The following is a 13,992-nucleotide window of genomic DNA, read 5'->3' on the forward strand; positions in this document are numbered from 1 at the left end:
CCACCTGCTACTGCTTCACTCAAAAAACGAACGCACATAGAGCAACAAATTGAGTTCTCCCGTATCACTGTCTTCTCCACTTGAGACTCTGGAAAGTTTTCTGCACCACTAAGGTAAGTTGGTTCCATCATATTTTTCAAAAGCTATGCACCGTTCCAAAGGGCAGTTTTTGCTATCTGGGATTTTTGGATAAACTAACTGTACTCGTACCATTTTTAGATAATTTTTCTCTAAGTATCTCAATCAGCCACAATCGAAAGTATAGATTTTACGCAAGTTTTCAGAGCAGTCAAATTAAGTGTTCTTACGCATATCTACCCCTCCAAATTATCAGGTGGGCAGAAACAACGCGTAGCGATCGCTCGTGCTTTAGTAATGGAACCAGAGATGATTCTCTTTTTGGAATTACAGCAAGATAACAAGCGAGGTTTACAATCAAAGCGGTATTGTATAAAATTTCCTCATTACTTGTTTGTCTTTTTAGCAGAGATTTCTAGCCAAACTACTTCTAGCAAACCTCAACCCACCTCGCAGATAAGGAACATTTCTCCAAAAGCTCAGGCTGTTATTTCAAAGAACCCTCAGTTTCCTTCATCTCCCTACTACCTAGCTTGGATCGCCTTAGTAAGGAGTTATTTAGCACTCTGCACAAACAATCCCAGGATTGTCAAACTCAAAAAATTCCTTGGTTGTATAAGCTTAATCCCCATCAAGATTGGCAATGAGCATATAAGAGTTCGAGGAGTTTGTATTCACTACCATGACTTATACCATCTTGAAGTTGCTCAACTAGAGAGAATCCAGATTGGGACAAACTGGGTGAGTGGAATTCATGGGATTAACTCACGAGTCTTCCATGCTTCTCCAATTAAAGAAGAGTATGACAGTTTTCTTGATGAAGCTCGGATTGCCATACATGAGTGGTTAACTCGACCTACTGCCTTCAGTCAACTCAAATTACTTTGCTGGATGACCTTGTTAATATTACAAGGCATCAATCCTTTTGCAGTCCTGATTCGGCACATGAGGAGTCTGAAGAAAAAGCCGGAAGAATTCCTACTTCTACAGGGCAGCCACATCATCTCAATAAGCCTAAATTATTCTCAATAGATTCAAAAATAATCGCATTAATCCATGCTTATTGACAATAATTTTAGTGATCGCTTTGGGTTTGGACAGTGGTTCAAATGATAAACGGCAACGAGCTTTGTTTCTCTTAACTCTGTTGTTAGATGAGATATAAGTAGAATAGGACTAAGTATATCATTAGAGCTTACTGAACAATTTATGGAAAGCCATCATAAGTTGGCAATTAGGAGCTTTAGATGCAGCGAAAAATAGAGTTAAAAAGAGGTCTTGACAATACATCTGTTGCAGCATCTTTAGTAGATTTAGGACAAAGACACGTTGATGATTATGTAAATGATTGGGTTGAAATTCTAAGGTTATTTACGCAAGAAGATAAATACTGGGACTGGATATTTAAATTAAGATATCTGGCCAATCAAGAAAATCTTGAAGGTTATGCAGTAGAGTGCGACAACAAAACTCAAGGTTTAATGATCATAGAAACACAAATGCACGGTTCCCGATTAAATATTGGTAAGAAACTAGTTTATGTTGATGGCATTGCTACTGCCCCCACTAATCGAATCGAAATTCAGCGTCCGCCTCAATTCAAAGGGGTTGGTCAAGCACTCTTAAATTTTGCCAGAATTAGAAGTGTTGAGCTAGGGTATGAAGGTAGAGTGGGGTTACCAAAAACATGGGTTTAAAGCCTCGCTCATCAAGAGAAACTTTGCTTAATTTAGAAAGAATTTGAGTTTTTAGCTTCATATTTTTGGTAAAATATTAATATGAAAACACTGAAGTTTAAGCTATATCAACACAAAAGAAATAGACACCTTAAACGCATTATTAATGCGGCTGGGGTAATTTACAATCATTGCATTGCTCTACACAAACGCTACTACATAATGTGGGGCAAGCACTTGAGTTGTGCAAAACTTCAGTCGCACATCGCCAAATTAAGAAAGCGTAATCCATTTTGGCAAACCGTAGGTTCTCAAGCAGTACAAGATATTTGTCAACGCATCGAGAAAGCTTACCAATTGTTTTTTAAACATAACAAGAAAGGAGTTAAACCACCAGGATTTAAGAAAGTTAAAAAATACAAATCATTCAGCTTAAAACAAGCTGGTTATAAGTTTTTGGGAGGCAATAGGGTAAAAATTGGGAATCGAGTATATCAGTTTTGGAAGTCTAGAGAGATAGAAGGAACAGTCAAAACATTAACCATAAAACGTACACCGTTGGGTGAATTGTTTATGGTTGTAGTAGTTGATAATTGTGCTGAGTCACAAACCAAGTCCACGACTGGTAAAATAGCGGGGTTTGATTTTGGACTCAAGACATTCCTCACTTGCTCAGATGGTACAAAAATTGAGTCACCCCAATTTTTTAAGCAGTCTCTAAACGCCATCAAAGTAGCCAGCAGACAGCATTCCAAAAAATTGAAAGGCTCAATCAATCGTGAAAGAGCCAGAAAGAATTTAGTACGCAGATACGAAGATATTTCTCATCGTCGGCGTGATTGGTTTTGGAAATTGGCGCATCATTTGACTGATAAGTTTGATGTGCTATGTTTTGAAACACTCAACCTCAAAGGAATGCAACGTCTTTGGGGTAGAAAAATATCAGACTTGGCGTTTGGTGAGTTTCTACAAATTCTAGAATGGGTTGCCAAAAAGAAGAAAAAGAGCGTTGTTTTCATCGACCAATGGTATCCCAGTAGTAAGACCTGTTCGCACTGTGGACAGGTTTTAGAAAGTCTTGATTTGTCTATCAGAGAATGGCGTTGTTCGGGTTGTCAGTCAGTGAACGGAAGGGATGAAAACGCCGCACTCAATATTCTTATGGTTGGGGCATCAACCATTGGGTTAGGCGATGTAAGTCGGTTTGAAACTGCAATCGCTGTTTGAGCCTAGAATCCCCACCATTCAATGGTGGGGAGTATGTCAAGAAAAGCAAAATATGTTTAACTGCGGACCTGAAGAAGAATACGAGAATCTAGTTTATTTTGAGTATGGAGTATTCAGACGAAGATAAAGTGAAAATTTATGAATCACCAACCGCAAAATCATAATTCTGAGGCAGATGAGCCAGTCACAACCCAAGAAGCTATAGATTTACTTTTTGGTGAAGGATGGCTCGATGAGGCTGTTCGTATCGAAGATGAAGCAAATTGTACTATTGGTGCTGGTTTGGATTGGGGTAGCGCATTAGCACCTTTAATGCTCAATCTTCCTTTATTTGGTCGCTTATCAACGCTGCGTGTATCTCTTAACCGTGAAATCAGGCTAATAATTGAAACATGGAATTTAGGCGTAGGTACTTCCTCAGCAGTAGAGGCAGCAAGGAGACTTATTAAACAGCGATTGATATCTCCTACACCTGAGCTATTACCTTACTTAGAAGCCAGCCTACTGCAAGATGATTTATACGGTGAAGAGTTTATATCTAACCGCGAAGCTCTCAAATTGCTACTTGCAGTAGTTCTTAATGATTCTGATAGAGCAGAAATTGCCGAGACGGCGGCTAATTCAATCCGCGCACAAGTTATGTCACAGGTGAATTTTTCTGAGAAAATTTCTGCTTAAATATTCAATAGAGAAACAATAACATTACATCAAATATTAAGCGTGTATTCTGACTTTTGAGTTCTAAGTTTTACTTTTGTAACACTTAAGCTAATCGATTAGCAACAAAATATTTTAACGGACAATCCCAAACAGCATTTATTATGGGCAGCTATTTTTGTGATTGCAAAATTACAGGCTTTTGGCAATTAGAAGTATAACCCGGTAAAACTTTTACCCCTGACTGAGTTAATCTTAGGGTTAGCGAAAGTCGGGCTTTACCGCTATTGTTCTGTATGGAGCGATGCAATAGTTTATTAGTAAATAGTACAAATTCACCAGGATGCAATACCACAGGAATAGCTTTTTTTTCAACTTCATTAGGGATTTCAAAAAAATGATTCCCACTAAAAGGGTCTGTTCCTTTTATTTTGCAATTTTCTAAATCAATATTAGGTAGATATTCAAATCCATTATCTTGATTAACTTCTGTCAAAGCTATATAAACATTAATAGTTTTACCATCTCCTTTCAGAAGTTTAGAATAAGAATCTCTATGCCAAAAAGGAATTAATTGCTGGGCAGGGTAATTTACCCATAGTTCTGACCGCCATAACGCTAAATTATCCCCTAAATGAGCATTCACCCTTTCTAATAAATTTTTATCTTGACATAATTGCCAAATTACAGGTGAATCTAAATGTCTTTCCATGTAAAAACGTTTAGTAAAAACTTGGATTAATATAATGAACAACGAGCCAATATCAAATTTAATAAATGATTTAACTAACTGTTTTAATAATATTTTAATTGGTAACTTTAAAAGAATTTCATCAAAAATATGTTGGGTAATCTCAGCTATTTCATTGCTACTCAAAGCCAGAGAGTTTGTCCCCCAAATTTCATCAGTACCATCATAATTAATTTTCTTGTTATTCGACTGCTGGTTACAACCAGCCCATAATAAACTACGTTCCCATAGTTGCTTTGACAATTCTTGATTTTGGGCTATTTCTGGTAAGAGAATTTCTTGAGCGTGACTATCTAAAAATTTCCCACTAATATTTTGATAAACTGGGGAAGTCGCAGCAACTAGAGTACTATATGCTCCGGCTTCTACGGAAATACCTAAACCTAAATACTTGCTGAGACGATGCCATATAGTAATATTTGATTGTACAAAGCCTGGATGTATTGCGTTAACAGTGACTTGAGAATTACTTAATCTTTGCAAAAGTTCTCTTGTTAAAAGCAATAAAGAAAATTTAGAAACAGCATATAATTTTAGAAAATTTAACGGTGTTCTTTTAACTAATAAATCCCAATCAATCCCATTTGGAGATAATGCTAAATCTGACGCTAATATAATAATGCGGCTAGGGGCAGAGCTTTGCAATTTTTCTAGTAATAAATAAGTGAGTAAGAAATGTCCTAAATAGTTAGTTCCCCAAATCAGTTCAAACCCTTCTTTGGTTTGGCCTCTATTGTTGAATATACCCGCATTATTGATTAATATATGTAATGGTAAATTGTAGTCATTAAATAGTTTTACACACCTACGAACTGAATCTAAAGAAGCTAGATCAAGCGGTAAAAATTTTACATTTTGATTTCCGGTAGTTTGGCGAATGTATTCTATAGCTTTTGCGGCTTTATTTGCCGAACGACAAGCAATAAATACATGATTGCCTAATTTGGCTAAACCTATAGCCGTCATTAAACCTACACCAGAGTTACCACCTGTAACTAGACATACTTGCATAATTTTTACTCTCTCAGTATTTATTTGTAACCTATTGCTTTCAAGTAGAATCCATCAAGTACAAAAGTTTAGCGTTAGCAAATCAACTCCTTGAGTTGTACTAAATATGATTCTTTAATCAAGCTACTTGATTGACATTTTTTGAATTCAAAATGCAAAATTCACGTAGGCAAAATTAGAAGCAAGACAATTAATTTTGAATTAAGTGATTCTGAGTACAGGCTCCCACTGATTCTTAAAATTAGTGGTGGGTTCAACCCCCGACTGATTTCAATTTTGAATTGATTTGACTAGCTGATTTAATCTAGCGTTGTTGAAGAATTATCTAACAAAGCTAGTTTTTTGAGCGTTTCTAACTCTTCATTATTCATTTAGATTTACTGCTGTGATGCTGAAAAAACTTACTGGGTTGATATCTATATCAGGGTGAGCTAATCTGTTAATTAAGAATTTAGATACTGTGCAATAGATGGTTGTTGACGACGCAGCGCAGTCATCGCTTGCATCTGTATTTGACGCACTCGCTCTCTGCTGATCTGAAGCTTTTCCCCAATCTGAGCCAAACTTCGTTCTTGATTATCTAACAGTCCAAAGCGTAAAATTAGGACTTCACGCTGCACAGGTTTTAGTGTTGCTAACAGATCGCTTAAATTTTGGCTCAACATTTCTTGGGTAATTTGTTCATCTGGTGATGTCCCTTCATCGGCTAGAAGTTCGCTTAGTTCTGTATCTTGGTTATCTCCTACTTTTAAATCAAGAGAAATTGTCTTATTCGCCGCCGCTAAATATTCTCGAATCTGTCCCGGCTGCATCTCCAATTTTTGGGCCATTTCTGTCAGCGTGCCACGACGACCGAGGGTAAGAAATAGTTCTCGCTGCACCTTCTTAATTTGATTGAGTTTCTCGTTAACGTGAATTGGTAGCCTCACTGTCCGAGATTTTTCGGCAATCGCTCTGGTAATCGCTTGAGTAACCCACCAGTATGCGTAGGTTGACAACTTATAACCTCGGTTAGGGTCAAACTTCTCGATTCCCCTTTGTAAACCGATTGCTCCTTCTTGAACCAAATCCAAGAACTCCAGATTGCGATGCTGGTATTTTTTAGCGATTGAAACCACTAATCGCAGGTTAGCTGTGATCATCTTTTGCTTGGCTCGCTGACCCTGCTGGAAGATTCGATTAATTTCAAGTTCGCTTTTATTGACAAAATTAGCTACTTCAGAGGATGTTGGTTGGCGATTTAATTGTTGACTTAATTGCTGCTGTTGCTGCTGTAGGGCAATCATTTGTTGTACAAGTCTTGCATAAGTTATTTCTTGCTCAGAGGTTAATAACGGGAACTGACCAATTTCTTGCAAATAGACGCGTACTGTGTCGGAACTTAAGCTGGACATACAACTTTATTACTTCTCCACTCATTAGACGGACTCAAAATTATAAATCAAATACCCTGACGAAAATCTCATCTCAGGATTGGATTTCTATGCAGCGATCGCGCTTGTTTTCAAATTTGCCTATTCCTGTATCATCAATGGAGTGTCTTGATATATGTATCACTCTTTTCACTTGAAAAACAGCATAAATCTTCTATGTCTCGACGAACTGCTACATCTTCATCTCCTTCTACTGTTGCACAAGGACTGGCTCTTTCCGAGTTACATTTGCGCTTACAATTTTTAGAGAAAGAACACCAATCAATCCTTAAGCAAATTAAAAGAAAGCGAACTGAACTAAATAACTTTGTCGAAAAGTCGCGTTCTTTAGCCACAGAGGTAGTACATCAAACAACTTCGAGCTTCCAAAAAATGGCTCAAATCGACCAAGAAATTCACGCTTTGTTTGAAACTATCTTTGCTACTCGAAAATTTGGTAAACAAACTCTTAAGAAAATACAAGCAGTTTATCGTCAACTACAATTTGCCGGAATTATCAGCATCAAATCCGATACAGAGCAATTCCAGCAAGAGCCAAATAAAGAGTTTTCATCTACGGAAGAAGATTTCTCCACTCAATCTACCGAAAATTCTCATCAAAATCAACAGTGGCCAGCACAAGAAACTACCTCTTTTGGGGCTGGGGCTAGAACCGAAACACAGCAAAAAATTCGCTCCACATTTTTGCGGTTAGCGGAAATCTTTCACCCGGACAAGGCACAAGATAGCGAAACACAGAAATATCATACCCAAATTATGCAGGAGATAAATATTGCCTACCAAGAAGGAGATTTAGCAAGACTGTTAGAAATTGAATCTCGTCAGCAAGTTGGGGAAACGATTAACCCTAATAGTGAAGATGATTTAACTCGCAAATGTCGCCATCTAGAACAGCAAAATCAAATTCTTCATTCTCAATATGAAAACTTGAAACGAGAACTACGTTTAGCCAAAAATACACCAGAAGGAGCAATGGTTTCTAGCTCTCGCAAAGCAGCCAAGCAGGGCATTGATGCTGTAGCCGGGATGGTCGAAGCAATTGAATCTCAAATTCAAGCTGTTTCTCAAATCAGGGATTTTGTCAAAGATTTTCAACAGCAGAAACTAACTATTCAAGAATTTCTCTCTGGCCCAGTTTCTCTGTATTCTTCTGAAGAAGAATTACTCCAAGATATTTTGGAACAGATGTTATCACAATTAATTTAATAAGAACTTGTTGATTAACAAACTCTTGTACAAGTTGGCTTTCTTAATTGCGAATTGCGTGCTTCGGATCAGGGCGGGAGCATCGTTGCGTTAGCGAGTCCACGAGCGTCCGCCGCGAATTGTTATTAGTCTGGTAGCAACTTAGAATCCCAAATGTACAGTCCTTTTTCTTCTGGCACTCTAGAAAATCTGCCTGAGCGATAACCCCGTGACAATTCGTTCAGCACTCCTGGTCTGACTTGTTGCAATTGCTCAGGCGTGAGTTCTCCATATAGTTGCTTGACAACTTCAGCCACATCAAAAACTCTTCTCGGATTTTGTTCTAATAACAAACTAATCGCATCAATCAAAAATTTGCCTTCAAACTCTCCTTGCATCGGAATAACATTAGTTTTCGCCTGTGGAGATGGTTTTCTGGCTTGACTTTGATTTGGCTTAGACAAACTATCGTTGCTGAGATTTGCTTGCGCCTGGGGGCCGGGTTTTTGCTCCTTCGTTTGGCTCTTTTTAGAAGAACTACCCTTGCGAGAATTGTTGAGTAATTTCAAATCTATGGTGTAGTACCCTGGCTTGCCCGGAACTAGCGACCATTTCTTGCTTTCTCTGCCTTGAGTCAGCGTTGATTGAACTCTACCTTTGACTACTTTCCAAGCTTTTGGTTCTAACTCGCCATACAGCGATCGCACCACAAAATCTATATGACATACACTACCTTTATGCTGCTGTAACAGTTTTTCTATCGCTTCTATACGCCTTAGAGAGTGATATTCCTCTAGCATCGGAATATCTTGCCCATACAAGGATTTATCTGGCGTAGTGGTGGTTTCCTCTTGCTTGGTAAACTCGGCAACTGGGGGTTCATCTTCTTGGGGTAATGGCTCAGTCGTATCCAGTTGGGCTATTTCACTTGCTGCTGTTAGAGCGTCGTTACTGTCGTCTTTGATGTCGCTTTCTTGAGCAGTATTATCTTCTTGTGTTGTTGCGGCTGATTTTTCAGTATTAGTAAACTCCAGAGTTTGTGTTTCAACTTGAGAACTATCAAAGCTATCATCTGAGAATACATCTTCTTCAGCAGTAACTATTAGCTGAGTTTCTTCTAATTGCGAGTTGATATCTTCTTGATTCTCAGTAGAAAATACCTCTGCTTTTATGTTGTCTACCAGTGATAATTCATTATCCTGAGTTTCTGATAATTCTGTTGCCGTTTTCAAGACATCAACGCTATTACCATTGCTGCTTTCTTGAGCGGGTACGGTAAATACTTCTTCTGCTACTTCTCTAAAAAAGCCATTGTTATTCACCTCTACGGTCACAGGCCAGTTCGACAACAACGCTTCTACGTGATTTAGGTTGTCTAAAGCTTCTCGATACAATTTTCCATACTCTTCTACCAGTGGCGCATAGTAGTTCCTTATTTCTAATAATGTCGAGAGAAATTTTTCTGGGGGCGGCTGTATCTGCATTTAACTACTTATACAACTTTAGATTTTTTATTATAGAAAATAATCCCCTCATTTGACAATTATATATTATGACTTAGAATGTAAACCTGGCTTTAATAGTTTTACTGCCTTACTAGTCTTCAACCGCTTCGCTAATTAAAGGTGAAAACAGTAAGTTACAACAGACCGAGGAGTAAAATAATGAAAGCTTCTTTAATTGCAACTATTACTTGTATCTTAACAGTTTCGTCTGTTAATTCTATCGTTCTGGCTGGTTCAAATCGGAGAACTTTAGATAGCAGAACAGTAATTACAACTTGCAACAACAATAGCGGCAGATCAGAAACTCAATTTCAACTAATCTCGTCCAGAATGTTTCTGTATAATCAGTGGAAAGAGAGAGAAATCATCGTATCTTTTCCTAAATTATAACTTGTGGGTAATTAAAATTTTAAGCCAATCTTTGAATAGAGTGGCTGTTTTCATTTGCCCTTCAATAAAAATAACTTTTTGAGAAAACCTGCTACGCAAAACATGAGTAAAAATCTGTTGGAGAATACACTCATGTTCATAAAAACTATTTGGACAACTCTCATTATTTCTTTGTTGTTACCGGAAATAGCAACTGCCGCAATCAATAGAGATACTTTGGGCGGTGGCGCATTAGGAATCGCCCAATGCCAGCATATTCGAGGTGGTAAAACTAAACTTATTTGGCGAGTTATTGTCAATAATTCAAATAAGCCAATCAACGCCACACACTTTAATTTTCAAACAAATGATGGATTGAGTCGAGATGTTTATGGAACAGTGTTTCCTACTACAGACTACCAAACAACAGAAATCTTTGAGGGATTAAAACAAAGAATTACAATCTCAGGTGAGGCTTATTACATTGATTTATCTGGTATTCATCGATATTTCTTAAGAAAGCCTTTAACTGTTCAGTGCGACTAAAATAGATTATAAGGGGCAGACATTACTGTCCCCTTAGATTTTTCTAAATAACTCAATAAAATGATAAATTCACATAATACTTCAACAACAGGACATATCCACATTGGTTCATCAAGTTTGATTGATTTTGCTGTTTGGGTGCTTCTTATTGACGGACTCCATGTACATCCATTTGATAAGCATAGTGGTGGTAATCAAATTTTACAAAATCAGGGAATGAATATCCACTCATGGTATGATTGGTTGAAATTAATTCTTATTCATCATGATAATCGACTGTTTTGGCACGTACCAAATATTCATGAAGCTTCCCAAGCAAGTGTAAAATCATTTCAAGAACTTTTAGAGCTTAATAGTCAAATACATAATGTCATCTGCGATGAAGAATGGCAGAATGAACAGCAGCAGCACTATTTAGAGCAGTTAAGCCAACAAGAACAATGCTATCAAGAAGCACTCACTGATTATCTGAGTTTAGATATAAATTCAATTAGAGAAAGCACTCCTCCTCAATTGTGGGTAGGAAAACAGGCAATTCAGGGAGTATTAATTCAGTTATGGGACAAATATCAAGCATTAAAATATTCTAATTCGTTCATTAACGATATTTTGCAAACACCTAGATTATGGTCAATAGAATCAAATCTTCCAATTAATAAATATAGAGAAATTTATTTGGTTGATTACCCTTTTGAAGTGGAAATATTTGTTAAACCCATATTTTGTATTGTAACTGTACCCAATATTCCAATTAATCAAGAAAAACTAGAGTCAAGAATGAAGAGAGTTATTGAACACTCATAATTCTTAATATAATTTGAGCCACTCCACGAACTAGAAGTTCGTGGATTCAGGCAAAGTTCACGCTAACTTTTCGCTCTTAACAGCTATCTGGTTAACGCTTTTGCCCTCATGGTTGAACTGTTCTGAGGATGAATGAGTCAGCCTACGTTCGGACTCGCCTACTTGTTCACAGTTTGTTTGATATTGTTGCCATGCCAACCATAGGGTTTGCTCCAACCTTGGATACTCGCATTGAGCATCTTGCAATGACAACTGATCCTCATTAACGTATCTACTCAGAAATGCACTGAAAATATCACGGTGCATAACAATCCCTGTCACATCTCTATGAACCCGTTGGGATAGAGATTTTTTGATACGACTACCATCTAAATGAGTTTGAGAGAGTGCAGTATATGAAGTAGAAAAAGTTATGAATTGTCCACCAGCGTTTTCAGCTTTGCGTTTCAATTCGGATTGTACAAATCCAGGTGATTTAGCAGAAATAGCCTTACCGTAGCGTTTCTGCCATCCCTTAACCGAGACTTTCTCGGTTTTAATTATATTGCCATGTCTTAAAATCTCATTAACTACTTTACGATTTTGAGACTTGGCATAAGATGTTTTGCGTCTTTCTAACTCACGCTTCTTTTGAGCATTCTTTTTGTAGTATTTAGACTTGTTCCATTTACGACTACTTTTTTTAACTTTACCTTGCTTAACAACTGTTTTACGTCCCTTTTTAGCTAAAAAGTCTGCCTCATAATTTTCAGAATTATTTGCACGTTGAGAGCGTTGCATTTTTCTCTGTAATCGAGTTATTTCTTTTTGAAAATCAGGAACTTTGTCAGCAAAAGGTAGTAGCCCAGAGTGATTGTCACCTACAAAGGCAATGTTAGAGATATTGAGGTCTAAACCAACAATACCTTCTGAAATATAATTTTGTGGTTTTTGATATGGTAGACCTTCATTAATTAACTGAATAAACCAACGACGTTTACTATTGATCTCTTTCCACAGCAGACGAACATATTTGACAGGTGAGCTTAACCCATGCTCTATTACTGGATTGGATTCATTGATAATAGGATTAAGCTTAAGCTTTCCCCATACGAGTAGATTGTCTTTCCAGCGCAAGCCTTGTTTGTTTGTTTTGCCTTCAATAGACTTGAATCTATTAGGAGTTTTAAACCTAACTTTTTTAGCTAGTCCAAACAAAACTTTTTCACTAGCCCTAAAAGCGCGAGTAGCTATTGTCTGTTGGGTATTAGAGTCTATTTTATCAGCAATCCATTTTGATTTATTACTGACTAACGTGGCATAAGCTTGTAATTCATAATCCGAATATCTATAAAGTTTTCTAGCTTCCGAGAACATATTAGAACGTTGTTTCTTTTGCTCTCTGGGCAGTTTTTTAGCTGTCTGATAGATATCAGATTGTTTAACCAACTTCATCCTAGTTATTGCTTCATTGAGACAAGCATTATATAACTGCCTACTAGCTTGAAACCTAGCCAATAACTCTGATTCTTGCTTGCTATCAACTAACAATGGAATCGTAGTCACGAAAGATGGAGTTTTACTCTTAGCCACTGTTTTATCACCCCCTTAATTCTGTATAAGACTCATTGCTATATACAATACATTGTTGTAAAATGCTAGACAAGAGTTTCCACAGCTACTTAAGCTTCCTACTTTGTGGACTCATGCCTATTTTTATGACACGACAGGTAAAGTTTCTTCGGCAATTATTGAACAATACATTAATGACCCTCATCATTACAAATAACCACTGCGGATAAATCCGCGTGAGTCAGGTTTCCGCCACGATATAAATAACGTAGGTAGTTCAATTCATTTAATTTCTTGAACTACCTACTTCGTGGCTACCACCTTTCCCACACTATTTAGGTGTGAAATTCCTCCGAACAGCGATCGCTTCGCTAATAACCGGCGTAGTCTCTCGGAGGATCTCGCATGAACGAGTACCTACAAATTTTCAATAGCCTCTCTCGCTGTGACCTTTCGGAACAGCGAGTTTCTCTGGCAAGACAGTTCGCCTGGGCTGTTCCGAACCAAGAAGCTATCGAATATCTCGTATCCTTGTCACCCATCATCGAGATAGGTGCAGGAACAGGGTATTGGGCGTTTCTGGTTAGACAGGCAGGCGGGGTCATTCGGGCGTTCGATGAACAGCCCTACGACAACGGCTACTGTTCTAACAAGTGGACAGAAGTTGAAGTTGGCAACCCCAGCACCGTTGCTGACTACCCTGACCATTGCCTGTTTCTTTGTTGGCCGCCGGGTTATAGCCCGATGGCTTACCAGTGCCTGTTGAATTACTCTGGCGACAGAGTTGTTTATATAGGCGATACAGACGAGGCTACTGGTTGCACTCGGTTCAGGAAACTGCTTCAACACGATTGGAGACTTGAACGGCGAATCGAAATACCCAGATTCCCCGGAATGTTCGATTCCCTTGTCTTGTACCACCGAAAATAATAGCAATCCGCCACTCCATAGAGAGTGGTTATTTTTTTCTGATTGCTATTCTACTTCCAATCCAAACAAATCCTTGTAAACTTCGTAGTCTTGAAAAAGTTGCATGACCACGCTCCGAGTAAACATACAATCAGTTGTAAATTTGATTCCATAAACTTTATTTTATCAAGAAATATCATGATTTAAACGAATAATTTTTATCGCTTCGCTAATAACCACTGATGTCGTTTGGACAGAGGTTCCGACTATGTACAACTCTCAAATTCTCG

The 13,992-nt window shown here is 37.9% G+C and carries 11 protein-coding genes and 4 pseudogenes; 11 read left to right on the top strand and 4 right to left on the bottom strand.

Translation table 11 applies throughout. From position 1 onward, the window contains the following. Positions 1–276 precede the first annotated feature (276 nt). From H6G77_RS34330 to H6G77_RS34350, 6 genes and pseudogenes are all read left to right on the top strand, one after another. A pseudogene (locus H6G77_RS34330) lies at positions 277–405 on the top strand (ATP-binding cassette domain-containing protein); the annotation flags it as partial. Next, positions 388–1,110, top strand: a complete 723-nt coding sequence (locus H6G77_RS34335) for a hypothetical protein (protein ID WP_242049408.1) — start codon at positions 388–390, stop codon at positions 1,108–1,110. The pseudogene H6G77_RS34330 and the gene H6G77_RS34335, both read left to right, overlap by 18 nt. Before the next feature lie 215 nt (positions 1,111–1,325). Then, a pseudogene (locus tag H6G77_RS34340) lies at positions 1,326–1,757 on the top strand (GNAT family N-acetyltransferase); the annotation flags it as partial. Positions 1,758–1,856: 99 nt separating this feature from the next. Next, positions 1,857–2,981, top strand: coding sequence for an RNA-guided endonuclease TnpB family protein (locus tag H6G77_RS34345; RefSeq protein ID WP_190874027.1), 1,125 nt, complete (start codon positions 1,857–1,859; stop codon positions 2,979–2,981). Between the two features lie 40 nt (positions 2,982–3,021). Then, a pseudogene (locus H6G77_RS36705) lies at positions 3,022–3,108 on the top strand (GNAT family N-acetyltransferase); the annotation flags it as partial. Between the two features lie 11 nt (positions 3,109–3,119). After that, positions 3,120–3,659 carry a hypothetical protein gene (locus tag H6G77_RS34350; protein WP_190595221.1) on the top strand — a complete coding sequence of 180 codons (540 nt, stop codon included), beginning with the start codon at positions 3,120–3,122 and terminating at the stop codon, positions 3,657–3,659. A gap of 151 nt (positions 3,660–3,810) precedes the next feature. Here H6G77_RS34350 and H6G77_RS34355 read toward each other — a convergent pair whose 3' ends face one another. Together H6G77_RS34355 and H6G77_RS34360 are read right to left on the bottom strand one after the other, a co-directional pair. Then, complete coding sequence (locus tag H6G77_RS34355) at positions 3,811–5,400, bottom strand: SDR family NAD(P)-dependent oxidoreductase (RefSeq protein ID WP_190874028.1); 1,590 nt, start codon at positions 5,398–5,400, stop codon at positions 3,811–3,813. Between the two features lie 443 nt (positions 5,401–5,843). After that, complete coding sequence (locus H6G77_RS34360; protein WP_190874029.1) at positions 5,844–6,794, bottom strand: RpoD/SigA family RNA polymerase sigma factor; 951 nt, start codon at positions 6,792–6,794, stop codon at positions 5,844–5,846. Positions 6,795–6,989: 195 nt separating this feature from the next. On the opposite strand from H6G77_RS34360, the gene H6G77_RS34365 reads away from it, so the two are divergent. Continuing rightward, positions 6,990–8,039 carry a J domain-containing protein gene (locus tag H6G77_RS34365; RefSeq protein ID WP_190678242.1) on the top strand — a complete coding sequence of 350 codons (1,050 nt, stop codon included), beginning with the start codon at positions 6,990–6,992 and terminating at the stop codon, positions 8,037–8,039. 125 nt (positions 8,040–8,164) lie between these two features. On the opposite strand, the gene H6G77_RS34370 is transcribed toward H6G77_RS34365, so the two are convergent. Further along, positions 8,165–9,502 (bottom strand): hypothetical protein, encoded by a 1,338-nt coding sequence (locus H6G77_RS34370; protein ID WP_190678238.1) that lies wholly within the window; start codon positions 9,500–9,502, stop codon positions 8,165–8,167. Between the two features lie 180 nt (positions 9,503–9,682). On the opposite strand from H6G77_RS34370, the gene H6G77_RS34375 reads away from it, so the two are divergent. From H6G77_RS34375 to H6G77_RS34385, 3 genes are all read left to right on the top strand, one after another. Then, the gene (locus tag H6G77_RS34375) at positions 9,683–9,913 is read left to right on the top strand and encodes a hypothetical protein (RefSeq protein ID WP_190678235.1); all 231 of its coding nucleotides are present in this window, start codon (positions 9,683–9,685) and stop codon (positions 9,911–9,913) included. Positions 9,914–10,045: 132 nt separating this feature from the next. Then, complete coding sequence (locus H6G77_RS34380; RefSeq protein ID WP_190874030.1) at positions 10,046–10,438, top strand: hypothetical protein; 393 nt, start codon at positions 10,046–10,048, stop codon at positions 10,436–10,438. Positions 10,439–10,498: 60 nt separating this feature from the next. Further along, positions 10,499–11,242 (top strand): hypothetical protein, encoded by a 744-nt coding sequence (locus H6G77_RS34385; RefSeq protein WP_190874031.1) that lies wholly within the window; start codon positions 10,499–10,501, stop codon positions 11,240–11,242. Between the two features lie 57 nt (positions 11,243–11,299). Here the strand turns inward: H6G77_RS34385 and H6G77_RS34390 are convergent, their stop codons facing one another. Then, positions 11,300–12,814 (bottom strand): RNA-guided endonuclease TnpB family protein, encoded by a 1,515-nt coding sequence (locus tag H6G77_RS34390; RefSeq protein WP_190678206.1) that lies wholly within the window; start codon positions 12,812–12,814, stop codon positions 11,300–11,302. Between the two features lie 67 nt (positions 12,815–12,881). Here H6G77_RS34390 and H6G77_RS34395 point away from each other — a divergent pair. Continuing rightward, a pseudogene (locus tag H6G77_RS34395) lies at positions 12,882–13,010 on the top strand (transposase); the annotation flags it as partial. Positions 13,011–13,992: the final 982 nt, after the last annotated feature.

This window comes from Aulosira sp. FACHB-615, from assembly GCF_014698045.1.
Taxonomy (GTDB): domain Bacteria; phylum Cyanobacteriota; class Cyanobacteriia; order Cyanobacteriales; family Nostocaceae; genus Nostoc_B.

Excerpts from the sequence above, each read along its gene's own strand:
- H6G77_RS34335 (WP_242049408.1), top strand. The coding sequence starts at position 388 with ATGATTCTCTTTTTGGAATTACAGCAAGATAACAAGCGAGGTTTACAA.
- H6G77_RS34345 (WP_190874027.1), top strand. The coding sequence starts at position 1,857 with ATGAAAACACTGAAGTTTAAGCTATATCAACACAAAAGAAATAGACAC.
- H6G77_RS34350 (WP_190595221.1), top strand. The coding sequence starts at position 3,120 with ATGAATCACCAACCGCAAAATCATAATTCTGAGGCAGATGAGCCAGTC.
- H6G77_RS34355 (WP_190874028.1), bottom strand. The coding sequence starts at position 5,400 with ATGCAAGTATGTCTAGTTACAGGTGGTAACTCTGGTGTAGGTTTAATG.
- H6G77_RS34360 (WP_190874029.1), bottom strand. The coding sequence starts at position 6,794 with ATGTCCAGCTTAAGTTCCGACACAGTACGCGTCTATTTGCAAGAAATT.
- H6G77_RS34365 (WP_190678242.1), top strand. The coding sequence starts at position 6,990 with ATGTCTCGACGAACTGCTACATCTTCATCTCCTTCTACTGTTGCACAA.
- H6G77_RS34370 (WP_190678238.1), bottom strand. The coding sequence starts at position 9,502 with ATGCAGATACAGCCGCCCCCAGAAAAATTTCTCTCGACATTATTAGAA.
- H6G77_RS34375 (WP_190678235.1), top strand. The coding sequence starts at position 9,683 with ATGAAAGCTTCTTTAATTGCAACTATTACTTGTATCTTAACAGTTTCG.
- H6G77_RS34380 (WP_190874030.1), top strand. The coding sequence starts at position 10,046 with ATGTTCATAAAAACTATTTGGACAACTCTCATTATTTCTTTGTTGTTA.
- H6G77_RS34385 (WP_190874031.1), top strand. The coding sequence starts at position 10,499 with ATGATAAATTCACATAATACTTCAACAACAGGACATATCCACATTGGT.